This is a genomic window from Pseudoflavonifractor sp. BSD2780061688st1 E11, from assembly GCF_005844125.1.
Taxonomy (GTDB): domain Bacteria; phylum Bacillota; class Clostridia; order Lachnospirales; family Lachnospiraceae; genus Sellimonas; species Sellimonas catena.
In genome coordinates, this window is record NZ_SPHM01000006.1 from 38,215 (window position 1) to 64,880 (window position 26,666).

Here is a 26,666-nt window from a genome sequence, read left to right on the forward strand (position 1 = left end):
TTTAAAATCCACAGGATGCCAGAAGCATATCGATCGCATCCAGAAGAGAAGCTTTTTCTTCCGGAAGGCGTCCCTGGATGGTATAGGTATTGAGGACGGTAGTGTCATGGAACATGCAGTCTTTGACGGTCAGATTTTCCAGCATGATCCGTTCCTCCCAGAGCATCTCGGCATCGTTCATCATGTCGAAGTGCCCTTTCTTTGCATCCTTATAAAGCGGGGTGTCCGGCCAGAGTTTCAGCTTCAGACACCAGATATCCGCCGGGTGCAGCTGGTTTAGCAGCCGGGCGGTGGCAAGGGCATGGTGGACGGAAAAACGGCGCCCGCCAAGTCCAAGAATAATGGTGACATAATATTCGATTCCCACAGCCTCCAGCCTTCGAAGCTGTACAAGCATATCCATGGAGGTGACTCCTTTATTCTGCTCAAGCAGGATGGAATCACTTCCGCTTTCCAGTCCGATGTGGAGGGTGGAAAGTCCCATCTTATGGAGCATCCGAAGCTCTTCATCCGTTTTCCGTGCAATGTCGTCTATGCGGGAATACATGGAAAATTCGTGAATATTCGGCATATACTGATCTGTCATATCAAAAATCTGGCAAAGCTTCTGATAATCGAGAACAAAGGCGTTTTCTCCCAGCAGAAAGAGCCGGTACGCATCCGGGCGGAAACGGCCCAGGATCTGCATGTTCCGCCGGATCTGTTCCATGGAATGAATCTGGAACGGGTCCTTTGCAAAGTCGCAGAACCGGCATTTCGCGTGGCTGCATCCAAGGGCAACCTCCAAGGCCGCGCAGTCCTGTTCGCTTGGCGGCAGATAGATCGTATCGTGTGTATAGATGGAGGCGAATAATTCTTCATTGGTCATCATAAGACACCCCTTTCTTTTCGAAAGATTATACGGTAAGTGTGTGCAGAGCTTCAAAAAATCCCGGATAGGAGACATCGACACACTGTTCTTCCAGAATCGTTGTTTCCCCTTCAGAGGCAAGTCCTGCCACAGCAAATGCCATGGCGATACGGTGGTCCATGTAAGGGTGGATTTCGGCACCGTGGAGCGGTTTCCCGCCCTGAATAATCATGCCGTCGTCGGTTGGAGTGACATCTGCGCCCATGGCCTTCAGATTTTCCGTTACGGTCCGGATCCGGTCGGTTTCTTTCACTTTCAGCTCTGCCGCATCGCGGATGATGGTCTGGCCCCTGGCAAATGCGGCAAGGACGGCGATCATCGGAATTTCATCGATCAGCGTCGGGATTACCGTTCCCTCGATGCAGACGCCGTGAAGACTGGAACTGCGTACGAGAAGATCTGCGGTCGGTTCTCCCGCACCCTGATTCTGATTGAGATAGGTAATATCGGCCCCCATATCTTTGCAGACCTTTAAAATTCCAGCACGGGTTTCGTTGATCCCCACGTTTTTAATCAGAACTTCTGATCCCGGTACCAAGAGGGCGGCAGCGATAAAATAGGCCGCGGAGGAAATATCGCCCGGTACAAGAATGTCCTGGGCGTAAAGCTCTTCACATGGAGAAATCCGGATTTCGGCGGAGCCGTCTTTTAGGATCTCTGTATGAAGATCGGCTCCAAACTGGGAGAGCATCAGCTCGGTATGGTTTCTGGAAAGAGCCGGCTCATGGACAGAAGTCTCTCTGTCAGCATACAGCCCTGCAAGGAGGATGGCCGATTTGACCTGGGCGGAGGCTACCGGAGAATCGTAGTGGATTCCGTGAAGATCCATGCGACCGTCGATCTGAAGTGGGGCACAGTCATTTCCGCGGAGACTTTTGATCTGTGCGCCCATCATGGAAAGCGGGTGGATGATCCGTCCCATAGGTCTGGAATTTAATGACGCATCTCCGGAAAGTACAGAAGTAAAATTCTGGGCGCTTAGGATTCCGGAAATCAGTCTTGTAGTTGTACCGCTGTTTCCCACATCCAGTGTGGCGGCAGGAGCGGTAAGCCCGCGGATTCCTTTGCCGTGGACGAGAATCCGGCCGTCAGATTCTTTTTGGATTTCAATTCCCATCTGACGGAAGCATCCGATGGTAGAAAGGCAGTCCGCACCCTCCAGAAAGTGGCGGACGGAGGTCACGCCCTTTGCAAGGGCTCCGAACATAATGCTTCTGTGGGAGATGGATTTATCTCCCGGTATGGTAATCTCTCCTTTCAGAGGAGAGGATGATTTGATCTGTCTCATAAATAATCTCCCTTATATCATTTTCGGCTATCAGGAACGCTCATAGACCGTATAGCGGTGTCTGCGGAGAACCTGGGCTGCCTTTTCCTGAGCGACACCTTCATAAAATTCAATTCTGAGAACACCTTCTTCGAACTCGCGGTTGTGAATGATCCCGATATTTTTAATACTGATATTATTGGAGGCAAGGATGGTTGCGATGGTGGCAATCCCGCCCGCCTCATCGATGATATCACAGTAGATGGCAAAAAGCTTTTTGATCGGTCCGGCGGAAATATCCGGAACAGAATTCCGGTAGTTCCGTGAAGTGTCGAAGAAATTGTAGATTCCCTGGGAATCGCCTGCATCAATCAGCTTTTTGGCATCCTCCAGTGTCTTGATGTAGTTTCCGAGAATCTCGGAGACATTTTCCCGGTTTGTCATAAGGACGTGTTCCCACATCGTCGGGGAAGAGGATGCAATCCTTGTGATATCCTTAAAACCGCCGGCGGCTAATAGTTTCATCAGTTCATCCGTCGTATCATGATCCCGGACGAAATTGACAAGGCCGGAGGCGATTACATGCGGCAGATGACTGATCGTTCCTGTGATGTAATCGTGCGTCCTGCAGTCCAGTGTGACCGGAATCGCGCGGATTGCCTGAATAAACTCTGTGAAGGCCTGTATTTTTTCCTTCTGTTCAGGTCTGGACGGAGAGAGAATATAGTAGGAATTCTCAATCAGAACCGCCTTGGAATTCACATATCCGGATTTTTCTGATCCTGCCATCGGGTGTCCTCCGATAAAAAAGTCGGAGAGCCCAAGTTTTTCCACCTCCTGATGGATCGGCGTCTTGACGCTGCCGACATCGGTCAGGATCGTTTTCTCTGAGAGAAACGGCTTTATCTGGCTTAAATAGGCAGAATTGTAAATGACCGGTGTGCACAGAAACAGATAGTCACACCCTTTGAAATTTTCGTCAATGACTGTTACCGCCGTATTGATGACCGATTCGGCAGTTGCAAGGGCCAGCGTTTCCCGGCTTTTATCAAAAGCGACGATCTCACTTTCCGGAAAATACTGGCGGATGGCCTTTGCGATCGAACCACCGATCAATCCAAGCCCGATAAATCCTGTTTTCATAATTAAGTCCTCATCTTTCCTGATCTTGTTATTTCTTCCATTTTAGAAGATTTTCAGATGTTTGTCAAAATACATCTGACAGAATCCATATTCAAAATGTTCAAGTAATAGTCAACTATTCAGCCATGCAGCTTAGATTCGCAGCTCGCGCTGCTTTTCGCTGCTTACGCAGCTGAATCTTCGCTTATGGCTAAACGCCATATGTCCTGAAACAACTCAAACCTTCTGCAAGCAAGCTTGCGCCAGGTTTTCATTGTTACAGGCCGCATGGCTGAATAGTTATAGAGACATTGTGAAAATTCAATAAAAGAGTTGTAAAATTACGAAAAATTTAGTACAATATACCCATGATTACTGTTAAAACAAGAACGGTAAAATTTGAGCTAGAAAATCAAGGAGGCAGCACTATATGAAAGTTTACAGGACGGATGAAATCAGAAACGTTGTTTTGTTAGGTCATGGCGGATGCGGAAAGACAAGTCTTGCAGAAGCGATGGCCTATGTATCAGGCGCGGTAAACAGGATGGGAAAAGTAGGGGACGGAAATACCATCAGCGATTTCGATAAAGAGGAACAGAAACGCGGATTTTCTATCGGCACGAGCCTGATCCCGATCGAATGGGAAAAAGCGAAAATTAATGTGCTGGATACACCGGGATACTTCGACTTTGTAGGTGAAGTGGAAGAAGCTGTCAGTGTTGCGGATGCAGCAGTCATTGTTGTTTCCGGAAAAGCGGGCGTAGAGGTCGGAACGGAAAAAGCATGGGAACTCTGCGACAAATACAATCTGCCGCGTATGGTTTACGTGACAGAGATGGATGTGGACGACGCAAGTTTCCGTCAGGTTGTGGAGACACTCCGTGAAAAATACGGGAAGGTGATCGCACCGCACTTCATGCCGATCCGTGAAAACGAGAAGCTCGTCGGATACGTTAACATTATCAAGAATGCGGGACGCCGCTACACAGAGATTGGAAAGAGGGAAGAATGTGAGATCCCGGATTACTGTATGGAATATCTCCAGCAGTACAGAGAAGCATTGATGGAATCAGTGGCAGAGACCAGTGAGGAATTCCTGGACCGCTATCTTTCCGGAGAGGAGTTTTCCATTGAGGAGATCCGTTCCGCGATGCGTACGGAAGTAATGGATGGAGATATCGTTCCGGTAGCAATGGGATCCAATCTTCAGGCACAGGGGGTTGCAAACCTTCTTTCTGATATTGTACGGTTCTTCCCAAGCCCGGCAAACCGTGAATGTGTCGGCATGAACCGGAAAACAAATGCCATCTATGAGGCAAATTATGATTTTGCGAAAGCAAAGAGTGCATATGTATATAAGACCATGGTGGATCCGTTTATCGGAAAATATTCTTTCATCAAAGTGTGCTCCGGCGTTATCAAAGGTGATGACGTGCTGTACAATGCAGACACAGATGCAGAGGCAAAGCCGGGCAAGATTTACACGATGCTTGGAAATAAGCCGATTGAAGTATCAGAGCTGTTTGCAGGAGATATTGGGGCCATTGCAAAACTGACCACTACGAAGACAGGAGATACACTTTCTACAAAGAACACACAGATTGCATACGCAAAAACCGAGTATTCCCAGCCTTATACCTACATGAAATATACGACCAAGACCAAGGGAGATGAAGATAAGGTATCCCAGGCACTTTCCAGAATGATGGCAGAAGATGTGACGATGAAGGTTGTCAATGATACAGAAAACAGACAGATTCTTCTGTACGGCATGGGAGACCAGCATCTGGAAATTATTGCAAGCAAACTCGCCTCCAGATATAAAGTAGAGATTACTCTTGAGAAACCAAAGGTAGCATTCCGCGAGACGATCCGGAAGAAATCCGATATTGATTCCAAATATAAGAAACAGTCAGGAGGACACGGACAGTATGGTCATGTCAAGATGACATTCGAGCCGTCCGGTGATCTGGAAGAGCCATTCGTATTTGAAGAAAAAGTCGTAGGAGGAGCGGTTCCGAAGAACTACTTCCCGGCTGTGGAAAAAGGTCTCCAGGAAGCTGTACAGAAAGGACCTCTTGCCGGATATCCGGTAGTCGGAGTGAAAGCAACGCTGTACGATGGTTCCTATCATCCGGTAGACTCTTCTGAAATGGCATTTAAGACCGCAACGATCCAGGCATTCAAGAAAGGAATCATGGAAGCATCTCCGGTACTTCTTGAACCAATCGCATCCCTGAAGGTAACAGTTCCGGATGAATATACCGGTGACGTTATGGGTGATCTGAACAAGCGCCGCGGCCGTGTGCTTGGCATGAATCCGGTCAACGGAGGAAAACAGGCAATTGAAGCCGATGTTCCGATGATGGAGCTTTACGGATACTGCACGAACCTCCGTTCCATGACAGGAGGACGCGGTACTTATGAATATCAGTTTGCAAGATATGAGCAGGCTCCGTCCGACGTTCAGGAAAAAGAGATTGCAAACAGAGCAGCAGAAGAATAATCGTACCTTGAAAGAACGTACATAAGAGAGGGTCCGGCTATGCGGGAAAGAGCGTATGGCCGGACCCTTGTTTTCGTAAGAAAAGAGTGTTATAATTGCTTACCATAACCAGTCAATGAAATAAAGAAGAGGAGAAGCTATGAAAAAGACAAAAATGAAAGTTCTGACTGTAATTGGCCTGATTCTGCTTGCCGGTATTTATTACTATGTGAAGCTTCCGGCTATCAATATCCATGCTGCGGGATTCTGGACTTTCCTGCTTGTGGTGATTGCGGCTCTTGCGGTTATCTACATTGGAAAGAAAAAACTGTTCCGAAAAGAGGAGATCAAACAGTCCGGGATCGCAAAAGGTCTGATCGGTCTTTTCGTGCTGATCGGTGTTATTTATCTTGGAGGAACACTCCTTTCTTCACCGATCATCAACGCGAAAAAGTATCAGAAGCTCCTGACTGTGGAGGAAGGGGATTTTCAGACAGATATCAAGGAACTTTCCTTTGACCAGATTCCGCTTCTGGACCGGGAGTCTGCAACCCTTCTTGGAAACAGAAAGATGGGAAGCATGGTGGACATGGTGTCCCAGTTTGAAGTGGATGAGCTCTACAGCCAGATCAACTATCAGGACAAGCCGGTCCGGGTATCGCCGCTTCGCTATGCGAATGTAATCAAGTGGTTTACGAATCAGTCTGAAGGAATTCCGGCCTATATCCGGATCGATATGACAACACAGTCTACAGAACTCGTTATGCTCGATGAAGGAATGAAATATTCCACCAGCGAATATTTTAACCGGAATATCCACAGACATCTCCGTTTCCGGTATCCGACCTATATTTTCGGAGAACTGAGTTTTGAGATTGATGATGAAGGTGTGCCGTACTGGGTTGCTCCGGTGAAGAAATTCAATATCGGGTTGTTTGGAGGCGAGACGGTAGGACGGGTTGTGCTTTGCAACGCGATTACCGGAGAGACGACAGACTATGCCATCGATGAAGTGCCGGAGTGGATTGACCACGCTTATGATCCGGATCTTCTGATCCAGCTCTACGACTATTACGGAACGCTCAAACATGGATTCTTTAACAGTATTCTGAGCCAGAAAGACTGCCTGAAGACAACAGACGGATATAACTATCTGGCCATTGATGACGATGTCTGGGTATATACCGGAGTGACATCGGTCAATGAAGACCAGTCCAACGTTGGATTTGTCCTGATGAATCAAAGGACGATGGAGACGAAGTTCTATGAAGTGGAAGGAGCGACGGAGAATTCTGCCATGTCCTCGGCGGAAGGCCAGGTACAGAATCTCCATTATACGGCGACATTTCCGCTGCTTTTGAATATTTCCGGTGAGCCGACATACTTCATCGCGCTCAAAGATGACGCGGGCCTTGTGAAAAAATATGCCATGGTCAATGTTCAGAAATATCAGGTCGTGGCGATCGGGGACACCGTCAGCAAGTGCGAGGAAAACTATCTTGAACTGATGAGGGAGAACGGGATCGAGACAGATGACAGTGCCGCAGCAAAAGAAACAAAAACCATTACCGGTACGATTACCAGAATCGCTCAGGGCGTTGTGGAAGGAGATTCCCACTTCTACGTGATGGTAGAAGGTTCGGATGAGATCTTTGATGTTTCGGTCGTTGATTTTATTGATATCATCAAATATGATGTTGGACAGGAAGTGACGATGGAATACCGGGAGGGTGAAAAGACCAATGTGGTACTTTCCCTCAACGGTGAAGAAAAGAATCCGATTGAAGAGGAGACCGAAGAAACAGACAATAATATCGGGACTGCTTTGCAGGAAGAATAAAAGCAATAAAACAAGGAGACGGGATATCGACCGTCTCCTTGTTTTAAAAAACGAACTGCTGTCTGATCAGGTAAGGACTCTTTGTGGCAGCAGTTCGTCAGCCGGCATTATCAGTTCAGATAAGTACAGCCCTCAGCGTCTACAAGATGGAGATCATCTTTTCCTGCACTGATGCTTACATAAAAATCAAGATCACACTCTTTTGAAATTTTCTTCAGCTTTTCAACAAATTCCGGGATATCATCAAGAGAGATATGTGCATGTTTCAAAATAGCGTCGATAAAAATCGCCTTAATATCGTGATCTGCACTTGTCATGCCATAAATAAATCCAAGATAGGCATCAATATTGTCGATCGCTTCATAGTCATCCATGCAGATCGCACGGATATCAAAAGATAAGCTGTATGTATCGCGGTGGCTTTTTTTGATAAAGAATACGTGTCCGTCGGACTCCTTTGCCGCTTTGTTGGCAAGTTCAATCATCTGCTGTGTTTTTCCGCTCCCTTTCGGGCCTGTCAATAAATTAACCATATGCATTATCTCCTTTAGCTATATATTTTTCGTACTGAAATGACTTGTGATTATTATACACCTATCAGGGATTTTAAACAATCCTTTTTTGTCAAATTCCACAAAAGAAACTCGAAAAGAATGAAAATAACGAAAAACATTCCAATAAATCCAGAAAAAATCAAATATGGAAAAATTATAGGAAAAAAGGTGGAAATCTTGACAAAGGGAGATGATATGAGTAAAATGAACAGGTATAAAAAAGTACAGAGAAAAACGTCAGATGAGGAATAGTAAGAGCCGATGTTTTTTCAGAGAGCTGCCGTATGGTGCGAGGCAGCAGGACAGACACTCCCAACTCGCCTCGGAGTTCTTCTGGTGAACTCTAGTAGCCGGAAGCGGGTATTCCCGTTACAGATGAGAGTGCGCCGGTCTGCGGACGGGCGAAGAAGAGTGGTACCGCGTGGGCTTTCATGGCTTTCGTCTCTTGGATATGTTCAGAGACGGAAGTTTTTTTATTCTATAGATAATCCAATGGATTTATCAGGAAGCTTTTGCGGGTATAAAAGAAAGCATAAAATGGTTACTATATTATGTGAGGAGGAAATCAAAGATGCCGACACCTTATAATCACAAGGCAATCGAGAAAAAGTGGCGTGCACACTGGGAAGAGCATCCGGTGAATGTACAGGAAGATGAGAGAGGAAAACATGAGAAATATTACTGCCTCGATATGTTCCCGTATCCGTCAGGAAACGGTCTGCATGTCGGACACTGGAGAGGATATGTCATCTCCGATGTATGGAGCCGTTACAAACTGCTTCAGGGATACTATATCATTCATCCGATGGGATGGGATGCATTCGGACTTCCGGCAGAAAACTACGCGATCAAAATGGGCGTTCATCCGGCAAAGTCCACAGCGGAAAATGTAAAGAATATCAAGAGACAGATCAATGAGATCGCGGCTCTTTACGACTGGGACAGAGAGGTCAACACGACAGACCCGAACTTCTACAAATGGACCCAGTGGATTTTTGTAAAGATGTTTAAGGCCGGCCTTGCTTACGAGAAGGAGTTCCCGATCAACTGGTGCCCGTCCTGTAAGACCGGACTTGCAAACGAGGAAGTTGTCAATGGAAAATGTGAGCGCTGCGGTACGGAAGTAACAAAGAAGAACCTCCGTCAGTGGATGCTCAAGATTACCAAATATGCAGAGAGACTTCTGAACGACCTGGACAAACTGGACTGGCCGGAGAAGGTTAAGAAGATGCAGACAGACTGGATCGGTAAATCCTACGGTGCCGAGGTAGAGTTCCCGGTGGATGGAAGAGATGAAAAGATCACTGTCTACACAACAAGACCGGATACACTTTACGGCGCAACCTTTATGGTACTGGCTCCGGAGCATGCTCTTGCAAAAGAACTTGCAACCGATGAGACAAGAGAAGCAGTGGAGAAATATATCTACGACGCTTCCATGAAGTCTAATGTTGACCGCCTTCAGGATAAGGAAAAAACCGGAGTTTTCACAGGAAGCTACGCGGTCAATCCGATCAACGGAGCAAAGGTGCCGATCTGGCTGTCTGATTATGTACTGGCTGACTACGGTACCGGAGCAATCATGTGCGTACCGGCACATGATGACCGTGACTTTGCATTTGCAACAAAATTCAACATTCCGATCATTCAGGTTATCGCCAAAGACGGAAAAGAAATTGAAAATATGACAGAAGCCTACACAGAGGCATCCGGAACCATGATCAATTCCGGAGAATGGAACGGCATGGAATCCGCTGTTCTGAAAAAGGAAGCTCCGGTGATGATCGAAGAGCGCGGTATCGGAAGAAAGACCGTCAACTACAAACTGCGTGACTGGGTATTCTCCCGCCAGAGATACTGGGGAGAACCGATCCCGATTGTACACTGCCCGGACTGCGGCGCTGTACCGGTGCCGGAGGATCAGCTTCCACTGACGCTGCCGGATGTAGAGTCCTACGAGCCGACAGGAACAGGAGAATCTCCGCTTGCTGCGATTGATTCCTGGGTTAACACAACCTGTCCGGTCTGTGGAAAGCCGGCCAAGAGAGAGACCAACACCATGCCTCAGTGGGCAGGTTCCTCCTGGTATTTCCTGCGTTACGTAGATCCGCATAATGATAAAGAACTGGTTTCCAGAGAAAAAGCGGACGCGATGCTTCCGGTTGATATGTATATCGGAGGTGTGGAACATGCGGTACTTCACCTTCTGTATTCCCGTTTCTACACGAAGTTCCTGTGCGATATCGGCGTGATCGATTTTGATGAGCCGTTTATCAAGCTCTTCAATCAGGGTATGATTACCGGAAAGAACGGAATCAAGATGAGTAAGTCCAAAGGAAATGTCGTATCTCCGGACGATCTTGTAAGAGATTACGGATGCGACTCTCTGAGAATGTATGAACTCTTCGTTGGACCGCCGGAACTGGATGCGGAGTGGGATGACAGAGGAATCGACGGGGTATACCGTTTCCTGAACAAGCTCTGGAATCTTGTAATGGACAACAAAGACAAAGACGTAACACCATCCAAGGAAATGATCAAACTCCGAAACAAGATGGTATACGATATTACAACACGTCTGGAAAGCTTCAGCCTGAATACGGTAATTTCCGGATTCATGGAATACAACAACAAGTTTATCGATCTTGCCAAGAAAGAAGGCGGAATTGATAAAGAGACACTTTCCACGATCGCAGTACTGCTTGCACCGTTCGCACCGCACATGGGTGAAGAACTCTGGGAGCAGCTGGGACACGAAGGAAGCGTATTCCATGCGGGATGGCCGACCTACGATGAAGAAGCTATGAAAGACGATGAAATCGAAGTGGCTGTACAGATCAACGGCAAGACAAGAGCTGTTGTAACAATCTCCGCAGAAGCAGGCAAAGACGAAGCGATTGCTGCCGGCAAGGAAGCAATTAAAGAAAAACTGACCGGAAATATCGTAAAAGAAATCTATGTACCGGGAAGAATCATCAATATTGTAATGAAATAAGCAGGAAAGAGCCAGGAACCCTTGCAGACAGGGGCCTGGCTCTTCTCTCGCTTGACGGAATATGAGAGAAAATGCCGAAATTCTTTACCGGCCATTTAAAACGTTGAGACCGGGAGACGAGAGAAGCGGTTAAGGAATCTTACATCAAAGACAGGAATTGTAGGAGAGAAAATCAGCGGATGTAATATTGTAGAAGTTTGGAGGACTTTCTGCTAATATAAGAATTAGTAAAACAGAAATGAGGAAGGTATATGAAAGAGGAAGAGAAAATTTTTGCGGGGAAAATGTTTGATCCAAGAAAACAGGAGCTGAAGGATATCAAGCACAAAGCTCATGCTGCATGTCAGAAATATAATATGATGGACGAGTTTGATTCCGACAGAAATGAAGTGATTCGCGATATTCTGGGAAAAGTGGGAAATGTGTTTTATTTTCAGGGCCCTGTGCAGTTTAATTATGGATGTCATACTTTTATCGGGGAAAATTTCTTTGCTAATTTTAATCTGACGGTTATGGATGATGGAAAAATTTTCATTGGTGACAATGTCTGTTTTGGCCCGAATGTTTCTTTGATGGCAACTTCTCATCCTCTTATTGCTCAGGAGAGGATGGGGCTGGACGAAGATGGAAAGACAACGATGGCAGAATATGCGGACGAAATTCATATCGGTAATAATGTCTGGATTGCATGTAATACGGTTGTAATTGGGGGCGTGCATATAGGAAATAATGTCGTGATTGGCGCAGGCAGTGTTGTGACAAAAGATATTCCGGATAATTATCTTGCATTTGGTAATCCGTGCAGACCGGTAAGGCCAATTACAGAAAAGGACAGCAAGAAGGAGTTGATTCTTCCGGAAGATAGAGAGCATTTTTCGTACAATTTGAACTGTATAATCTGATCAGAGGTGGTTCTATTGAGTGAAAAATAATCAGGCAGTCTTAATGTTTCACTTGACAAAAAAATATCTATCAGGGCAGCATAAAGCAGAAAAAGATATTTGCTTTATAGAAATCACCTATAAATATACCAATTCATATTCGGTTATCTTGTATGGTACAGGGATATGATTTTGGATAATATTAACAAAATTCAAAAAAATTACAAAAAAGGGTTCATTTTTTCGCAAAATGTATTATACTTAAAGATAGTGAAAAAAATGTCAGAAAGGGGATAATCATGGCAAAAATTACAGAAGGCTACATGCCGTACTTAGGTTATCAGACTTATTACAGAATTGTTGGGGAAAGAAAAGATAATGGAAAGGCACCATTGATTTGTCTTCACGGAGGACCGGGGTCTACTCATAACTATTTCGAAGTACTGGACAATGTTGCAGACGATGATGATCGTATGATCGTTATGTATGACCAGATCGGATGCGGAAATTCTTATCTGGACGGACATCCGGAACTGTGGAACCAGAAAGTATGGTTAGACGAGCTGGAAGCTTTGAGAAAACACCTTGACTTAGATGTATGCCACATCATTGGACAGTCCTGGGGCGGAATGATGCAGATCGCATATGCAGTTGACTATGATCCGAAGGGTGTTAAGAGTTTCATCATTTCAAGCGGCCATCCAAGCAGTTCTCTTTGGGAAAGAGAAGGTCTTCGCCGTATCAAAATGATGCCGCAGGATATGCAGGATGCAATTAACCATGCTCTTGAAACAGGTGATTTCACAGGAGAAGCTTACGATGCTGCAGTTGCAGAATACATGGATAGATATTGCAACTACTGGATTGGAGAAGATGCTCCGGAGTGTTGTACAAGACCGAAAAAATCAGGTTCTGAGTCTTATGTTGAAGGATGGGGACCAAACGAATTCGCACCTACAGGAACACTGAAAGACTTTGAATACATTGACAAACTTGACCAGATCAAGATTCCTTCTCTGATCTGCAGTGGTATTTCAGATCTTTGTTCTCCACTTGTAGCTAAGACCATGGCAGACAGAATCCCGAATTCTAAATGGATCCTTTGGGAACGTGCAAGACATACATGTTTTGTTGACAGACATGATGATTACTGCGTAGAACTCATCAAATGGATGAATCAGTACGACTAATCTGCTTGAATGTATGAAGTAAATAAAGGGCGCTGCTCTATCATCTGAAAAGTGACAGGGCGGTGCCCTTGTCTTATAAATAATACTCTTGTGTCCAGAACATGCCTGTGATAGGATAGTAAAAATAATCACCTTCCTACTGGGCGGATGTTCCGGGGCAGTTTAAAGTCTTTATCGACAGATGTACGCCATGGTGTAATACACACGAACCTCATGCGTCTGTCCGGGGGGGGAAAAAAAGGCTATGCTGTTGTATTAAGAACGGGACCAAATATGAAGGAATGCGAACGGATTATTAAAACACTCGAACACTTCTATGGACATCTGGAAATTGAGTGCTGCGGAAGCCTTGGACTATGCTCCGTAGAATGTAAAGAGGATGCGAAGAAAAGGAAAGAGGAAATTATAGAATTTTGCAGCCGGATTTAACCCGGCTTTACATAAGAAAAATGGAGGATGTATGAAAAAAGTACTTGTAACAGGGGGAACCGCATTTGTAAGCAGATACATTGCAGAGTACTATGTTGGGAAAGGATATGATGTCAGTGTACTGAACAGAAACACGAAGAAACAGTCTGACGGCGTGCGGCTGATCGAGGCGGACCGGTATCATCTGGGGGATCGTCTTCGTGATCTTCATTTTGATGTTGTGATTGATACAGGCTATACGGCAAAAGAAGTGGAGCTGCTTCTGGATGCGCTTGGAAGTTATGAAAATTATGTTTTCATCAGTTCCAGCGCAGTTTATCCGGACAATCTCCCGCAGCCGTTTGCGGAAGAAACGCCGCTTGCTGAGAATACATACTGGAGAAAATACGGTACAGACAAGATCGAAGCAGAAGCAGTGCTGCAAAAGAGAGATCCGGATGCATTTATTATAAGGCCGCCGTACTTATACGGGCCGATGAATGATATCTACCGGGAAGCCTTTGTATTTGACTGTGCGATGGCAGACCGGCCGTTTTATCTGCCGGGAGACGGCAGTCTGAAACTGCAGTTTTTCCACATTCAGGATCTGTGCAGATTTCTGGATATTCTACTGGAGAGAAAACCGGAACAGCATATTTTTAATGTGGGAAATCCGGAAATGATTTCTGTCCGGGACTGGGCCGGGCTCTGTTACCGTGCTGCGGGGAAGACAGCGGAATTTGTAAATGTTCAGGAAGCGGTTGAACAGAGAAATTATTTCAGTTTCTGTGAGTATGAATACCAGCTGGATGTGACCAGACAGTGTGCACTCATGCCGGATACAGAACCATTGGAGGAAGGACTTTCGGAAGCCTTTGCGTGGTACAGACAGAATCAGGATCAGGTGGAGAAGAAGCCGTTTTTTGATTACATTGACATGTATCTGAAATAGAAGAAACCTTTCGGTATATACTGCCAAACCAAAAGATACTTCTGATGTGGAGATCCGGGATTTATAATAAAATCGAAAGCAACAGATTGATCTCAGCATAAAAGGCAGTAAGGGACAGCGGAATTCCGAGAGAAGAAATTTTTATCACAAGCAAGCTCTGGCTTCAGGATTATGGATATGAAGCAGCAAAGAAAGGATTGGAGACTTCTCTGGAAAAACTGGGTATGGACTATATTGACCTGTATCTTCTGCACCAGCCGTACGGAGACGTGGCAGGAGTATAGAAGGCTCTTGAGGAAGCAAAGGAAGATGGTGTCCTGAAATCCATCGGCGTAAGCAACATGACTCCAAAGATCTGGAAAGAATTCCTGCCGCAGGCATCCACCATTCCGGCAGTTAATCAGGTGGAATGCAACCCGTTTTTCCAGCAGAAAGAATTAAAAGCATTACTTGCAGAACATGATGTGAAAATTGAAGCATATCAGCCGTTGGGAAGTGGAAATACTGCAATGCTTTCTCATCCGGCAGTGACAAAGATTGCAGAAAAATACGGCAAAAATGCCGGACAGATTGTTCTTCGTTTTGAACTTCAGGAAGGTCTGATTATTCTTCCGAGGTCCACAAATCCGGAACGAATTGCGGGAAATATCGATCTTTTTGATTTTGAACTGACAGAAGAAGAGATGAACGCAATCCGTGCAATGGATACCAGAAAGGGAAAACACGATCCGGAAGCACCTGGAATTGCAGAGATGCTGCTTGCAAACTATAAGATTCACGATTGATTTTTGAGAACAAAAATAGTGAATCAAAAAGAGGCAGGAGGCTGAAATTGCGATAAAAAAGAGCAAAGTACTGGTCGGACTTCTGGCAGCGCTGATGCTTCTGGCAGGATGTGAGCAGGAACAAAGCGATACGGTGGATGGAGCAACGAGACGACCTATCTGGGAACGCCGGACCGGCCGAATGATTTAAAAATGTGCTGGACAATGCCATGGCAGACGGGAAAATCGAGCCGATGATTGTGGTCTGCCCGACTTACAATAATGAAAGTGAAGAGGACAGTGCCGATTATTCTCTGGCACTTCAGCTGACCGAGAATTATCACAATGAGCTGGTTAACGATCTGATTCCGGCTGTCGAGGGGACTTACAGCACCTATGCGGAGGAAACTTCGCCGGAAGGGCTGCGGGCATCGAGAGACCACCGGGCATTCTGTGGATTCTCCATGGGATCTGTAGCAACATGGAGGACATTTGAGTACTGTCTGGATTATTTCCGCTACTTCATGCCGTCCAGCGGAAGCCTTACGAACGATGGAGAAGTTATGGCGTCGATGGTACAGGATTCTGGACATGACTGGGATGATTTCTTTATTTTTGCGGCATCCGGTACGGATGATTTTGCCTATTCCTCTTTCAAAAACCAGATTGAGGCAATGGCAGGCGAAAACAGCGGAACATTCCGTTATACGGACAATGAAGGGGAGGGCAACCTTTATTTCCTCGAACAGGAAGGCGGCACTCATAACGGGGAGTATGCGATGGAATATTTTTATAACGGATTGTGCTGGATCTGGAAGTAAGAATCCAGAGAAGGCAAATTGACAAAATCTTATCTTTCCTATATACTTTTAAGCCAGGGGCAGCGATTGACGCTGCCCTTTTAATCAGGGAAATGTACCCGGACAGAAAGCAGGTAACGGAAGATGACATTACAGCAGTTAAGATATATTGTGACCGTGGCGGAGACAGGAAATATTACAGAGGCGGCAAGGCAGCTTTTTGTTTCGCAGCCAAGTCTCACCAATGCCATCCGGGAACTGGAAAAGGAGATGCAGATCACGATTTTTCACCGCACCAACAAGGGCGTGACGATTTCCAATGAGGGTGATGAATTTCTCGCATATGCAAGACAGGTTCTGGAGCAGACCAGCCTTCTGGAAGAGCGCTTTTTGAACAAGAAAGAACGGCGTTCCAGATTTTCCGTCTCCTGTCAGCATTATTCTTTCGCGGTCAACGCCTTTGTGGATGTGATACGTGAATTTGGCGGGAAAAAGTACGATTTTACGCTGAGAGAAACCCAGACCTACGAGATTATCGAGGATGTCAGCCGGCTGAAAAGTGAGATCGGAATCCTCTATACTTCCTCCAAAAATGAAGAAATCATTCAGAAGATGATCCGGATGAACGGACTGGTATTCCGTGAACTATTTGTGGCAAAACCCCATGTGTTTCTGTCAGCAGAGCACCCGCTGGCAGGGGAGGAGATGGTAACGCTTGACGATCTGGCGGACTATCCGTATCTTTCCTTTGAGCAGGGAGAATACAATTCCTTCTATTTTTCGGAAGAGATTTTAAGCACGCTGGACCGCAGGAAAAACATCAAAGTCCGGGACCGGGCAACATTGTTTAATCTGGTGATCGGACTTAACGGATATACGGTCAGTTCCGGAGTGATCAGTAAAGAGCTGAACGGGGAAAATATCATTGCACGGCCTCTGGATGTGGATGAGAAGATGCGGATCGGCACCATCACGCAGAAAAACATGCCGCTGAGCCGTTACGGGAAAGCATATATGGAAGCTTTAAAACAGCATATTCCACACATACAGCGTCTGTCATAGTTTTACGCTATGGCGGAACGCTGTTTTTTTGTATTTTTCAAATGGATGGAGAAGCGGTATACTGAAACCCATCAGAAAACTGACAGGAAAAGAATGGAGGAAGACATCATGGCAAAACAACATGCACCGTTTCGATATGATTATGTAGGAAGCTTTTTACGCCCGGAAAAATTAAAGGAGGCAAGGAAAGCACTGGAAGAAGGAAAAATTACAGCAGAGGAATTAAAGGCTGTGGAGGATGAGGCGATCCGGGATCTGGTAAAGAAGCAGAAAGAGGCAGGATATCATGTGATTACAGATGGAGAATTCCGCCGATCCACATGGCATCTGGACTTTATGTGGGGATTTGAGGGAGTGGCTCATAAAAAGACAGAACAGGGCATCGCTTTTCAGGGAGAAGATGCAATGCTCGATGATACCTGGCTGACCGGAAAAATCCGGGTGGGCACACATCCGTTTGTAGAGCATTTCCGGTTTGTCAAAGCGCTGGAAGATGAGCATACCGTGGCAAAACAGACGATTCCGGCACCGGCCCAGTTTTTTGCCCAGATGCTGATTCCGGGAAATCTGGAACAGACAAGAAAGGTTTATAAGACGGACGAGGAACTGATGGAGGATATCGCAGAAGGTTACCGGAAAGTGATCAGGGATCTGTATGATGCGGGATGCCGGAATCTTCAGCTTGACGACTGTACCTGGGGACTTCTTGTGGCGGAAGGATTTGCCGGAAGCAGGGAAGAAATCCAGGAAAGTGCAGAGAAATTTGTAAAAGTCAACAATCTGGCCATCCAGAATCAGCCGGAGGATCTGGTGATTACAACACATGTCTGCAGGGGGAATTATCATTCCGCATACTTCAGCAGTGGAGCTTACGATCCGATTGCAAAACCGCTGTTCGGAGAAGAACAGGTAGACGCATTCTATCTGGAATATGACGATGAGCGTTCCGGAAGCTTTGCACCGCTTGCGGAAGTGACCGGAGAGAAAAAGGTAGTACTTGGACTGATTACAACAAAGTCACCGGTTCTGGAAGAGAAAGAAGAAGTGAAAAAACGGATTTATGAGGCGGCAAAATACATTCCCCTTGACCGGCTGTATTTAAGCCCGCAGTGTGGATTCGCTTCCTGCGAGATCGGGAATAAGCTGACTGAGGAAGAACAGTGGGCAAAACTTGCGCTTGTAAAAGAGATCGCGGAAGAAGTATGGGGGTAAAAAAAGAAAAAACAGGGTCTGTTTTGGGACAGGCTCTGTTTTTTTATGCATGAAGATTGTTTCTCATGACAGATCTTTTCGGTAGACTCTGGACATGACACCGACAGCATTTTCCATCATCTGATAAAAGGAATATCCGTATGTTTCATACAGCCCGGTTTCTCCGGTAGCGATGAACACTTCTCCTGCGCCGTCCTCTTTTGCAGTCCTGCACGCATGATCCAGAAGAAGTCCCATATACCGGTGGCCTCTGTACTGCGGGAAGGTATAGACAAATCCGATCCAGGGACCAAGGTCTGTATTTTTGATGTCATCGATGTCTGATAAGGTGCAGAATGAGACCAGCTTTTTGCCTTCTGTCAGAAGAAAAAGTCTCACATGATTACCGCAGAATTCATGGATCTCATTCTTGCTCAACAGTTCATAGAGAAACTGACCTGCGCTCCAGTCGCTTTGCCTGATTTCCTCAAGCCAGTGTGCCTGATATTTTGTGCTGAAATATTCTTTGATTTCCATTGTTCCCTCCTGATCTCCGCCTGTTTTTTTCTATTTTACAAGGAGTCAGAGAAAAAAGAAAGAGATATGGAAGAAAATGAGAAACGGAATGTTTCCTTGCTTTTCTTAAAAGCCCTGATATGATACACTGATAGCAGAAATGACAGAGAAGAGGAGGGAACGTCAATGGGAAATCAATCTGCACAGAGCTGTAGCAGCTGTGCTTACTATATTTATGATGAAGAGTATGACGAATATGTCTGTGATGCCGCGATGGATGAAGACGATTATGTCCGGCTGCGTATGGAGCCGCATTATGCCTGTCCGTATTATCGGAACGGGGATGAATACCGGGTTGTGCGAAAGCAGATGTAAAGAAAGAGACCGTAAAAGATGACAAAAGGAGAAAACGAAAGGGGACGGTTATGAAAAGAAAAGTACAGGAATATTTTTTCTATTTTATGCTTTATTCTATGATTGGATGGATTTATGAGGTGTTTTTGGAAGTCGTTGTGTACCGCTGGGGCTTCTCCAACAGAGGAGTGCTGTTTGGCCCGTATTGTGTGATCTACGGCTTCGGAGCACTGATTTTGATTTTTACACTGGGAGGTCTTCAGAAAAAGAAGATTTATCTGGGGAAGATTCTGGTGACGCCGCTTCTGGTATTTGTGGGAATTGTTGTGATTACCACGGTGGTAGAATTGATCGGAAGTTATATTATGGAATTTACTTCCGGCGGCTGGATGTGGGATTATACCCGGTTTGCCTTTAACTTTCAGGGGCGGATCGCGCTGAATCCAAGTATCCGTTTTGGTATTGGAGGAATGATTTTTCTGTATGTGCTGCAGCCGCTGTTTGTCAGGCTGACAAAGAAAATTCCGGAGAAGGCATTTTCTGTGCTGACCGGAGTTCTGGCAGTGCTGTTTATCATCGATGTTGCGGCATTGATTTTACAATAAGTTCGAGGTGAAAACGATGGAAATGTTGAAAATCAGAAAAGAGGAAAAACAGGACTATAAAGAGGTGGAAAATCTGATCCGGAAAGCATTCTGGAATGTGTATGTTCCGGGATGTTCGGAACATTATGTAGCACATGAACTCAGAGCTCATGAGGACTTTGTGCCGGAACTGGATCTGGTTGCCGAGCTGGACGGCAGGATCGTGGCAAATGTCATGTATACGATTGCAAGGCTGACAGATGAATCGGGCGAGGAAAAGAAAGTGCTGACATTCGGCCCGCTCAGTGTCCTTCCTGAGTACCAGAGAAAAGGAATCGGGAAACAGCTTCTGGAAGCTTCCTTTGAGATTGCGGAAAAAATGGGCTATGATGTAATTGTCATTATGGGAGATCCGAATAATTACGTATCTCGTGGATTTAAGAGCTGTAAACGGTTTTCTGTCTGTCTGGAAGGCGGGATATTTCCGACCGGAATGATGGTAAAAGAGTTAAAACCGGGAGTGCTGGATGGAAGAACATGGTACTACAGAGAAAGTCCGGCTTTTGAAATCGATATGGATAAAATCGAAGAGTTTGATCAGATGTTTGAGCCGAAAGAGAAAAAAGTTCAGCCAAGCCAGGAGGCATTTTATATAATCAGTAATTCTACCATAAACTAACTGATCCGGCACAGGAAGGTGAGAGCTATGAATATCACAGAACAGGTGAAACAGGTGCTTTATGAACAGGGAGCAGCGCTGGTCGGAATCGGGGATATGCGCCCGGTTCAGTTGTGCCGTTTTCCGGAAGGGATTTCAGTTGCGGTTCCCATCCCGAAGCATGTCATTGAGGATTTAAAAACAGCTCCGACAAAAGAATATTATGAGCTGTATGGAAGCTTAAATGCGAAATTAAATACGATTGTAACAGCGGGGGAAACATTTCTGAAAGAACAGGGGTATCATGCCTGGGCGCAGACAACAGACCGGGTAAAAGTAGATGAAGAAAACTGTTCTGAGATTCCGCATAAAACAGTGGCCGTCCGGGCGGGGCTTGGATGGATCGGGAAGAACTGCCTGCTGGTGACGCCGGAATATGGTTCAGCTATCCGGATTTCCTCCCTTTTGACGGATGCGCCTTTAGAATGTGCACAGCCGATGGAGAAATCCAGATGCGGCGGGTGTTCACTCTGCGTACAGCAGTGCCCGGCAGGAGCACTGAAAGGGAATCTCTGGAGTGCAGGAATGGAGCGGGAAGAGATCGTTGATGTCAATCGATGCTATCAGAAGCAGAAAGAGATCATGTACGCCAGCACCGGAATTGATACAGATCTGTGCGGGAAATGCTTTGCCGTTTGTGCATACACGCAAAACTATCTGAAAAAACAATAGAAGTAAAGTGAAACATGGGAGAGAAAAACGATGTGTGAGTACCATATCATGAATTTAAGAGAAAAACCGCAGTGGAAGCAGAAAGCAGCACAGTGGTTTCATGAAAAATGGAATGTTCCGGTGGATGCATATCTGGAAAGCATAGAAGAAAGTCTGAACAGTGAAAATCCGGTGCCGCAGTGGTATCTGGCTGTAAAAGAAGAACAGATCATCGGTGGAATCGGAGTGATTGAAAATGATTTCCATGATAGAAAAGATCTGACGCCAAATGTCTGCGCGGTATACGTGGAAGAAGAATTTCGATGCCGCGGGATTGCAGGAAAGATGCTGGAGACTGTCTGCCGGGACATGAAAGAAAAAGGTATCGATACGCTCTATCTCATCACAGACCATGACTCCTTTTATGAACGGTATGGATGGGAATTCTACTGTATGGTGCAGGGAGACGGAGAAGAAGAGATGACGAGGATGTATGTACATCGAGAGAGATAGGAAGCAAGACTATGATCATTAAAATAGGAAAGTATGATTATACAGAAGTTTGGGATGGTGTACTATATAAAAAGCTTTCCAATTATCCTCAGGTTTCTGACTGGGAAATCAGGACAATTATTGAGTTCATCGATTATGAAAGCATGTATGGAAGAAAATGTCAGCTGATTTGTGAAGATAAACAACTTTTACAAACAATAGAGAATAGTATTTTAGAAAAAGAAAAATTTCAGCGTGTTCCAGTTCCGGAGAAAATTACCGAGTGTACAGCATGCCGGTACAGAAAAGGATGCTGTACAAAGTTTGTATGTCATACCACCTCTCTGGAAAATGCATTAAAAATTTTAAAATCAGGTCGTCTTCTTTCCGCTTTACGTGCAAGAAACTTAACAGTAAATGAACTGATGGCGGAAAAAAGAAATGCAGCCAATGACCCGGCAGACTATTTTGAATATATCATGTTCACATGGGGAAACTGTCAGGCGGGAGACAGACTGGTAATGGAAAGAAAGCTTGACAGATTTCCGACAGAGCAGGATTTAAGCAGGGACTTTACGCCGGGAGTCCGGTTTTATTTTCGATATGAGGATCTGATTCGTCATCCGAATGTAGTTTTTGACGGTGTTCTTCCTCTGAAAATAAGAGATGAACTTAGTTTGAAAGACTGGTGTTTGGCTGTGATTGTTCCGGCTGAATGGGAACAAGATATTGAGCAGGAAGTACCGGATAATTTAGCGGGCAGGGTCATTTATTTAGAAAATGATTGCAAAGACATCTGGGACTGGTCAGAAAAGGTGTATCAGAAAATAGAATCTTTAGATCGATAAAACACTAGGAGAAAGAACGTGAAAATTGTAGTGCATACGATGGAATATCATGGCGGAGTGATTGTGTCAGATCTGCCTGTGAAAAATTATTCGGACGCTGTTTATCATGAGTATAAGAGGATTTATAATGAATGTTTCCGGGATATGAGAAAAGCATTACAGATATTTCCGGTAGATTGCTGCAACAGTAAGGAAGAACTGCAACTCAAAAAAGAAAAAATTTATGTTCTTGAAATTGATAACAGATTCATCGGTTCGGTTGCCATATATGATAATGAAATTGATGATTTAATCGTGGAAAAAAGCTTTCAAAGGATGGGATATGGGGAGGCGCTATTGCAATTTGCAATTTCTTACCTGCAAAGTAATCACGTTTCTCCAATCGTTCTCCGGGTTGCAGACTGGAATCAGGGAGCAGTCAAAATGTATTTGAAAAATGGCTTTTCTATCATCAAAACAGACGTGATTTGAGTTTATGTAGCCTATAAATGTATAAACATCGTAAAGGTGTAGAGAGACAAATTGAATGAGAGGTGAATGGCATGGAGCGTTGCGGCTGGTGTATGTGCAATGAGAAAATGATGAAGTATCACGATGAAGAATGGGGTGTCCCGCTCCGGGATGACCAGAAGCAGTTTGAGTTTTTGATGATGGAAGTCATGCAGTGCGGACTGAACTGGAATATGATGATTCAGAAGCGGGAAATTTTCCGTGCCTGCTTTGATTCCTTTGATTTTGATAAAGTGGCAGAATACGGAGAGGCAGATATTGAAAGGATTATGGGAACCGAAGGTATGATACGCTCCCGGAGAAAGATCGAGGCGGTGATCCATAATGCCAAATGCTTTCAGAAGATCAGGGGAGAGTTCGGCACTTTTTCTGATTATATCTGGAGTTTCACAAAAGGGAAAACATATCTGTATACCGGGCATCAGAAAGGAGAGGTTCCAGCCAGAAACGGCTTATCTGACAGGATCAGTAAAGATCTGAAAAAGCGGGGATTAAAATATATGGGTTCGGTGACCGTTTACTCCCATCTGCAGGCATGCGGCATCATCAATGACCACAAGGAAACGTGTTTCCGGTATCAGGAATTGTTAGAAATGTCGGATGCAGTATATAAAAGAAGAGATAAAGAGCAATAGAAACGGGGCGGATAAAATGATCAAGTATCAGGATATTGTTTTGTTAAATGGTATATTGGAAGAGAGCGGTACACGATTTCATGTGGGGTATAAAAATGAGGAGACCGCCTGCGTCATTCCGCCGGGAGAATGCTGTCTGACAGAGGAAGCAAGAGAGAATGCGGTAAAATGTATTCAGGAATACTATGCATCAAAAGGCGAAGAAGTATGTTTTTCAGAAGATGGATACTATTTTTCGTGTTTTTTCAAAGACTGAGGATAGTATGACTAAACTTTAAAATATTATTTTAGACCACAATTAATTATTCTTGATTTGTATTGTATATTCTATTTTGCATGATATATTATTTGTAGTAATATTTTCATTGGGAGGGCAATTATATGAAAATTGTCTCTAAGCGAAAAAATATTTCTTTGTTTTTATTACTGCTGACCGTCATTACCACGCTTAATGGAGTTAGTATGGGATTTGCATTGTACTTCCGCAAGACGACCTCCTTATTAGGTGAACTTCAAATGATGATTCCAGCTACTGTGACATTTTTAGTATTTTGGATTTCGCCACATAAAAGTTCCCGATTTCCTAAGTATGTATGCAAAGCTGTCTTTGCTATGGATATCCTGCTGATTGCAGGTACTGTTTTGGAGTGTCTGCCATTCCCGTTTTTTTTAATCAAATCTGTGTTGAGTATTCTGTTTTATCTTGGCATGCTAATCTTTTATCTTGCTCTTTTCCTGGAATCAACTGAGGTAAAAAATGCTTACGGTTTGTGTTGCAAATCAAATGTTAAAACAATATTCTTTTATTTGTTTTTATTTCTACTCCTTCAGGCAGGTGTCTGTTTGATTCAAACTGTTTTCGATTATTTTACCGGAAACCGCCAGGCATTTCGGATTTTTATGGAAATATACAGTCATCTGCCTTCGGCCCTTCCTATAATGGCTATTAACTTCTTTTTTGCCTTTCTTCCGTTTTTTGGAGAAGAATATGGTTGGCGTGGGTTCCTTCAACCACAGATGCAAAAACAGTTTGGCATGAAAAAAGGAATCATTTTGACAGGAGTAATATGGGGGATCTGGCATCTTCCTATGATTTTATTTCGCTATCATTCATCAACACCTATATTTGATATCGTTGATCAAATCTTGTTCTGTGTTTTGATTGGTATATTTTTAGGATATGTTTATCTAAAAACCCAAAATATATGGATTTGCACAGCAATTCATTTTCTTAATAATCAAGTGATATATAAACTTTTTTCGTCCACTTCAGCAACTTCTTCATCGAATTCAATGACTGAAGAAGTTGTTAGTACGATTGCACTTTTCCTGGTATATGGTCTGTTTATACATTCAAAGGTATTCCGGGAGAAAGAGACCATCGATGATTTCCTCTTGCCACGGAATCTACCAGAGTTTTCTCAGAATGAGCTGGAACAGGAGAATTCTAAATAATTAAAAAGGCACCTTGACTTTTCAAAAAAGTGTGTATATAATATCTACATTTACACACAAAACAAGAAAAGAGGGTGAAAAAGATGAAGCATATTGACATCAAAAAACTATTGACAGACGCCGAAAGCTATGTTGATACTTCGGTTACAGTCTGCGGGTGGGTGAGAACTGCCAGAAATTCCAAAAGCGTTTCCTTTATTGAATTGAACGATGGTACTTGTCTGAATAATATCCAGTTGGTGATTGACAAGAATGAAGTGGAAGTAAATAAAAATGCGTTCAATGTGGGAGCAGCGTTAAAGGCAGTCGGTTCTTTTGTCAGATCCGAGCGCAACGGTTATGAAATTCAGATTCAGACGATTGAGGTGCTTGGTAATTGCCCGTCTGATTTTCCTCTTCAGAAAAAGCGTCACACGGTAGAGTTTTTGAGGACGATTCCGCACCTTCGTGTGCGCACGAGATATTTTGAGGCATTATTTGCGGTTCGTGATCAGCTGTCCTATGCGGTTCACGACTATTTTCATAAAAACGGATATAAATATGTTCATACTCCGATTATTACGGGAAGCGACTGTGAAGGAGCAGGGGAAATGTTCCGTGTTACCACACAGCCGTGGGATGCGAGGGCAGAAAACGGAAGCGCCTATCTGGATGAAGAAAGCTATTTTAAAGACGACTTTTTCGGAACGAAGGCAGGACTGACGGTTTCCGCACAGCTTGAAGGCGAAATGGCGGCCATGGGTCTTGGAAGAATTTATACGTTTGGTCCGACTTTCCGCGCGGAGCACAGCAATACGACACGTCATGCGGCGGAATTCTGGCAGGTGGAGCCGGAAGTCTGTTTTGCTGATATCGATGATATTATCGAGATTGGCGAAGACTTTATTAAATCGATTATCAGGGATGTTATGGAGCACTGCCCGGATGAAATTCAGTTTTTCAACCAGTGGGTGGATAAAGGGCTGATCGAGAAGCTGAACCTTGTGCTTGAAAGTGATTTTGGGCGGATGACCTACACGGAGGCGGTGGAAATTCTGCAGAAATCGGGAAAAGAATTCCAGTATCCGGTGGAATGGGGATGCGACCTTCAGACCGAGCATGAGAAATACCTGACGGAAGAATATTTAAAGAAGCCGGTGTTTGTAGTAGACTATCCGGCTGATATCAAAGCCTTTTATATGAAACAGAATCCGGACGGGAAAACAGTTGCCGCAACGGATCTGCTCGTTCCGGGGATCGGAGAGATCATCGGATGCAGCGAGAGGGAAGCGGATATGGGAAAACTTGTTGCTGCGATGGAAAAGCGCGGAATGCCGCTGGAAGAATATCAGGCATATCTGGATACAAGAAAATACGGAAGTGTACCGCACAGCGGATTCGGCCTTGGATTTGACCGGATGCTGATGTATGTGACGGGAGTATCCAACATCCGGGATACCCTGTTGTTCCCAAGAACAGTGGGAAATCTGTTCTAACAGCAAA

At 44.8% G+C, this 26,666-nt stretch carries 27 protein-coding genes, 1 pseudogene and 1 other annotated feature; of the genes and pseudogenes, 23 read left to right on the plus strand and 5 right to left on the minus strand.

The window, feature by feature from the left end:
* Position 1 precedes the first annotated feature (1 nt).
* Genes FGQ85_RS04135 through FGQ85_RS04145 form a run of 3 tightly spaced genes read right to left on the minus strand, consistent with a single transcriptional unit; the run spans position 2 to position 3,320 of the window.
* Entirely contained in the window at positions 2–871 is an 870-nt protein-coding gene (locus FGQ85_RS04135; protein WP_242960090.1) for a radical SAM protein, read from the minus strand.
* Positions 872–896: 25 nt separating this feature from the next.
* On the minus strand, positions 897–2,198 hold the full coding sequence (gene aroA, locus FGQ85_RS04140) for a 3-phosphoshikimate 1-carboxyvinyltransferase (RefSeq protein ID WP_138372750.1): 1,302 nt from the start codon (positions 2,196–2,198) through the stop codon (positions 897–899).
* 30 nt (positions 2,199–2,228) lie between these two features.
* The gene (locus FGQ85_RS04145; protein ID WP_138372751.1) at positions 2,229–3,320 is read right to left on the minus strand and encodes a prephenate dehydrogenase; all 1,092 of its coding nucleotides are present in this window, start codon (positions 3,318–3,320) and stop codon (positions 2,229–2,231) included.
* A 409-nt stretch (positions 3,321–3,729) separates the two neighbouring features.
* Between FGQ85_RS04145 and FGQ85_RS04150 the strand changes: the two genes are divergently transcribed.
* Together FGQ85_RS04150 and FGQ85_RS04155 are read left to right on the plus strand one after the other, a co-directional pair.
* Positions 3,730–5,805, plus strand: coding sequence for an elongation factor G (locus tag FGQ85_RS04150; RefSeq protein ID WP_087167436.1), 2,076 nt, complete (start codon positions 3,730–3,732; stop codon positions 5,803–5,805).
* Positions 5,806–5,944: 139 nt separating this feature from the next.
* The gene (locus FGQ85_RS04155) at positions 5,945–7,624 is read left to right on the plus strand and encodes a CvpA family protein (RefSeq protein ID WP_138372752.1); all 1,680 of its coding nucleotides are present in this window, start codon (positions 5,945–5,947) and stop codon (positions 7,622–7,624) included.
* A gap of 110 nt (positions 7,625–7,734) precedes the next feature.
* Here FGQ85_RS04155 and FGQ85_RS04160 read toward each other — a convergent pair whose 3' ends face one another.
* The gene (locus FGQ85_RS04160) at positions 7,735–8,157 is read right to left on the minus strand and encodes a hypothetical protein (protein ID WP_087167434.1); all 423 of its coding nucleotides are present in this window, start codon (positions 8,155–8,157) and stop codon (positions 7,735–7,737) included.
* A gap of 120 nt (positions 8,158–8,277) precedes the next feature.
* On the opposite strand from FGQ85_RS04160, the gene FGQ85_RS18290 reads away from it, so the two are divergent.
* The 10 genes and pseudogenes from FGQ85_RS18290 to FGQ85_RS04205 all read left to right on the plus strand — a co-directional run bounded on the left by FGQ85_RS18290 (position 8,278) and on the right by FGQ85_RS04205 (position 18,442).
* Positions 8,278–8,430, plus strand: coding sequence for a hypothetical protein (locus FGQ85_RS18290; RefSeq protein ID WP_158099245.1), 153 nt, complete (start codon positions 8,278–8,280; stop codon positions 8,428–8,430).
* Positions 8,407–8,627: a binding site (T-box leader), on the plus strand. It overlaps the preceding gene by 24 nt.
* Positions 8,628–8,749: 122 nt before the next feature.
* Positions 8,750–11,173, plus strand: coding sequence for a leucine--tRNA ligase (leuS, locus tag FGQ85_RS04165; RefSeq protein WP_138372753.1), 2,424 nt, complete (start codon positions 8,750–8,752; stop codon positions 11,171–11,173).
* 251 nt (positions 11,174–11,424) lie between these two features.
* A complete protein-coding gene (locus FGQ85_RS04170; RefSeq protein ID WP_087167431.1) occupies positions 11,425–12,075 on the plus strand; it encodes a sugar O-acetyltransferase in 651 nt (216 codons plus the stop codon).
* Positions 12,076–12,353: 278 nt separating this feature from the next.
* Positions 12,354–13,244: a proline iminopeptidase gene (pepI, locus tag FGQ85_RS04175; RefSeq protein WP_087167430.1), complete on the plus strand. Its 891-nt coding sequence runs from the start codon at positions 12,354–12,356 to the stop codon at positions 13,242–13,244.
* A gap of 273 nt (positions 13,245–13,517) precedes the next feature.
* Positions 13,518–13,673, plus strand: coding sequence for a hypothetical protein (locus tag FGQ85_RS19100; RefSeq protein ID WP_330677587.1), 156 nt, complete (start codon positions 13,518–13,520; stop codon positions 13,671–13,673).
* 31 nt (positions 13,674–13,704) lie between these two features.
* Entirely contained in the window at positions 13,705–14,604 is a 900-nt protein-coding gene (locus tag FGQ85_RS04185; protein ID WP_138372754.1) for an NAD-dependent epimerase/dehydratase family protein, read from the plus strand.
* A gap of 122 nt (positions 14,605–14,726) precedes the next feature.
* Positions 14,727–15,389, plus strand: a pseudogene (locus tag FGQ85_RS04190) (aldo/keto reductase).
* Positions 15,390–15,598: 209 nt separating this feature from the next.
* Positions 15,599–16,189, plus strand: coding sequence for a hypothetical protein (locus tag FGQ85_RS04195; RefSeq protein WP_138372755.1), 591 nt, complete (start codon positions 15,599–15,601; stop codon positions 16,187–16,189).
* A gap of 123 nt (positions 16,190–16,312) precedes the next feature.
* A complete protein-coding gene (locus FGQ85_RS04200; protein ID WP_138372756.1) occupies positions 16,313–17,230 on the plus strand; it encodes a LysR family transcriptional regulator in 918 nt (305 codons plus the stop codon).
* Between the two features lie 108 nt (positions 17,231–17,338).
* Positions 17,339–18,442: a 5-methyltetrahydropteroyltriglutamate--homocysteine S-methyltransferase gene (locus FGQ85_RS04205; RefSeq protein WP_087167522.1), complete on the plus strand. Its 1,104-nt coding sequence runs from the start codon at positions 17,339–17,341 to the stop codon at positions 18,440–18,442.
* Between the two features lie 63 nt (positions 18,443–18,505).
* Here the strand turns inward: FGQ85_RS04205 and FGQ85_RS04210 are convergent, their stop codons facing one another.
* The gene (locus tag FGQ85_RS04210) at positions 18,506–18,958 is read right to left on the minus strand and encodes a GNAT family N-acetyltransferase (protein ID WP_087167424.1); all 453 of its coding nucleotides are present in this window, start codon (positions 18,956–18,958) and stop codon (positions 18,506–18,508) included.
* A 165-nt stretch (positions 18,959–19,123) separates the two neighbouring features.
* Between FGQ85_RS04210 and FGQ85_RS04215 the strand changes: the two genes are divergently transcribed.
* The 11 genes from FGQ85_RS04215 to asnS all read left to right on the plus strand — a co-directional run bounded on the left by FGQ85_RS04215 (position 19,124) and on the right by asnS (position 26,659).
* Positions 19,124–19,312 carry a DUF6472 family protein gene (locus FGQ85_RS04215; RefSeq protein ID WP_138372757.1) on the plus strand — a complete coding sequence of 63 codons (189 nt, stop codon included), beginning with the start codon at positions 19,124–19,126 and terminating at the stop codon, positions 19,310–19,312.
* Positions 19,313–19,362: 50 nt separating this feature from the next.
* Positions 19,363–19,896: a putative ABC transporter permease gene (locus FGQ85_RS04220; RefSeq protein WP_087167422.1), complete on the plus strand. Its 534-nt coding sequence runs from the start codon at positions 19,363–19,365 to the stop codon at positions 19,894–19,896.
* A gap of 16 nt (positions 19,897–19,912) precedes the next feature.
* A complete protein-coding gene (locus FGQ85_RS04225) occupies positions 19,913–20,554 on the plus strand; it encodes an N-acetyltransferase (protein WP_347563045.1) in 642 nt (213 codons plus the stop codon).
* Positions 20,555–20,581: 27 nt separating this feature from the next.
* Positions 20,582–21,265, plus strand: coding sequence for a 4Fe-4S double cluster binding domain-containing protein (locus tag FGQ85_RS04230; protein ID WP_138372758.1), 684 nt, complete (start codon positions 20,582–20,584; stop codon positions 21,263–21,265).
* A gap of 30 nt (positions 21,266–21,295) precedes the next feature.
* On the plus strand, positions 21,296–21,757 hold the full coding sequence (locus tag FGQ85_RS04235) for a GNAT family N-acetyltransferase (protein WP_087167420.1): 462 nt from the start codon (positions 21,296–21,298) through the stop codon (positions 21,755–21,757).
* 11 nt (positions 21,758–21,768) lie between these two features.
* Positions 21,769–22,584 carry a phosphate ABC transporter ATPase gene (locus tag FGQ85_RS04240; protein ID WP_138372759.1) on the plus strand — a complete coding sequence of 272 codons (816 nt, stop codon included), beginning with the start codon at positions 21,769–21,771 and terminating at the stop codon, positions 22,582–22,584.
* An 18-nt stretch (positions 22,585–22,602) separates the two neighbouring features.
* Positions 22,603–23,055, plus strand: coding sequence for a GNAT family N-acetyltransferase (locus FGQ85_RS04245; protein ID WP_138372760.1), 453 nt, complete (start codon positions 22,603–22,605; stop codon positions 23,053–23,055).
* 71 nt (positions 23,056–23,126) lie between these two features.
* Positions 23,127–23,729 (plus strand): DNA-3-methyladenine glycosylase I, encoded by a 603-nt coding sequence (locus FGQ85_RS04250; protein ID WP_138372761.1) that lies wholly within the window; start codon positions 23,127–23,129, stop codon positions 23,727–23,729.
* 16 nt (positions 23,730–23,745) lie between these two features.
* Positions 23,746–23,985, plus strand: coding sequence for a hypothetical protein (locus FGQ85_RS04255; protein ID WP_138372762.1), 240 nt, complete (start codon positions 23,746–23,748; stop codon positions 23,983–23,985).
* Between the two features lie 125 nt (positions 23,986–24,110).
* On the plus strand, positions 24,111–25,184 hold the full coding sequence (locus FGQ85_RS04260; RefSeq protein ID WP_138372763.1) for a type II CAAX endopeptidase family protein: 1,074 nt from the start codon (positions 24,111–24,113) through the stop codon (positions 25,182–25,184).
* Positions 25,185–25,267: 83 nt separating this feature from the next.
* The gene (gene asnS / locus FGQ85_RS04265; RefSeq protein ID WP_087167415.1) at positions 25,268–26,659 is read left to right on the plus strand and encodes an asparagine--tRNA ligase; all 1,392 of its coding nucleotides are present in this window, start codon (positions 25,268–25,270) and stop codon (positions 26,657–26,659) included.
* Positions 26,660–26,666 lie beyond the last annotated feature (7 nt).

Coding starts and splice junctions, on each gene's coding strand:
- FGQ85_RS04185 (WP_138372754.1), top strand. CDS start 13,705: ATGAAAAAAGTACTTGTAACAGGGGGAACCGCATTTGTAAGCAGATAC.
- FGQ85_RS04260 (WP_138372763.1), top strand. CDS start 24,111: ATGAAAATTGTCTCTAAGCGAAAAAATATTTCTTTGTTTTTATTACTG.
- FGQ85_RS04255 (WP_138372762.1), top strand. CDS start 23,746: ATGATCAAGTATCAGGATATTGTTTTGTTAAATGGTATATTGGAAGAG.
- FGQ85_RS04220 (WP_087167422.1), top strand. CDS start 19,363: ATGAAAAGAAAAGTACAGGAATATTTTTTCTATTTTATGCTTTATTCT.
- leuS (WP_138372753.1), top strand. CDS start 8,750: ATGCCGACACCTTATAATCACAAGGCAATCGAGAAAAAGTGGCGTGCA.
- FGQ85_RS18290 (WP_158099245.1), top strand. CDS start 8,278: ATGAAAATAACGAAAAACATTCCAATAAATCCAGAAAAAATCAAATAT.
- FGQ85_RS04250 (WP_138372761.1), top strand. CDS start 23,127: ATGGAGCGTTGCGGCTGGTGTATGTGCAATGAGAAAATGATGAAGTAT.
- FGQ85_RS04160 (WP_087167434.1), bottom strand. CDS start 8,157: ATGGTTAATTTATTGACAGGCCCGAAAGGGAGCGGAAAAACACAGCAG.
- FGQ85_RS04200 (WP_138372756.1), top strand. CDS start 16,313: ATGACATTACAGCAGTTAAGATATATTGTGACCGTGGCGGAGACAGGA.
- FGQ85_RS04145 (WP_138372751.1), bottom strand. CDS start 3,320: ATGAAAACAGGATTTATCGGGCTTGGATTGATCGGTGGTTCGATCGCA.
- asnS (WP_087167415.1), top strand. CDS start 25,268: ATGAAGCATATTGACATCAAAAAACTATTGACAGACGCCGAAAGCTAT.
- FGQ85_RS04195 (WP_138372755.1), top strand. CDS start 15,599: ATGGCAGACGGGAAAATCGAGCCGATGATTGTGGTCTGCCCGACTTAC.
- FGQ85_RS04215 (WP_138372757.1), top strand. CDS start 19,124: ATGGGAAATCAATCTGCACAGAGCTGTAGCAGCTGTGCTTACTATATT.
- FGQ85_RS04240 (WP_138372759.1), top strand. CDS start 21,769: ATGATCATTAAAATAGGAAAGTATGATTATACAGAAGTTTGGGATGGT.
- FGQ85_RS04205 (WP_087167522.1), top strand. CDS start 17,339: ATGGCAAAACAACATGCACCGTTTCGATATGATTATGTAGGAAGCTTT.
- FGQ85_RS19100 (WP_330677587.1), top strand. CDS start 13,518: ATGAAGGAATGCGAACGGATTATTAAAACACTCGAACACTTCTATGGA.
- FGQ85_RS04155 (WP_138372752.1), top strand. CDS start 5,945: ATGAAAAAGACAAAAATGAAAGTTCTGACTGTAATTGGCCTGATTCTG.
- FGQ85_RS04170 (WP_087167431.1), top strand. CDS start 11,425: ATGAAAGAGGAAGAGAAAATTTTTGCGGGGAAAATGTTTGATCCAAGA.
- pepI (WP_087167430.1), top strand. CDS start 12,354: ATGGCAAAAATTACAGAAGGCTACATGCCGTACTTAGGTTATCAGACT.
- aroA (WP_138372750.1), bottom strand. CDS start 2,198: ATGAGACAGATCAAATCATCCTCTCCTCTGAAAGGAGAGATTACCATA.
- FGQ85_RS04135 (WP_242960090.1), bottom strand. CDS start 871: ATGATGACCAATGAAGAATTATTCGCCTCCATCTATACACACGATACG.
- FGQ85_RS04210 (WP_087167424.1), bottom strand. CDS start 18,958: ATGGAAATCAAAGAATATTTCAGCACAAAATATCAGGCACACTGGCTT.
- FGQ85_RS04225 (WP_347563045.1), top strand. CDS start 19,913: ATGGAAATGTTGAAAATCAGAAAAGAGGAAAAACAGGACTATAAAGAG.
- FGQ85_RS04230 (WP_138372758.1), top strand. CDS start 20,582: ATGAATATCACAGAACAGGTGAAACAGGTGCTTTATGAACAGGGAGCA.
- FGQ85_RS04150 (WP_087167436.1), top strand. CDS start 3,730: ATGAAAGTTTACAGGACGGATGAAATCAGAAACGTTGTTTTGTTAGGT.
- FGQ85_RS04235 (WP_087167420.1), top strand. CDS start 21,296: ATGTGTGAGTACCATATCATGAATTTAAGAGAAAAACCGCAGTGGAAG.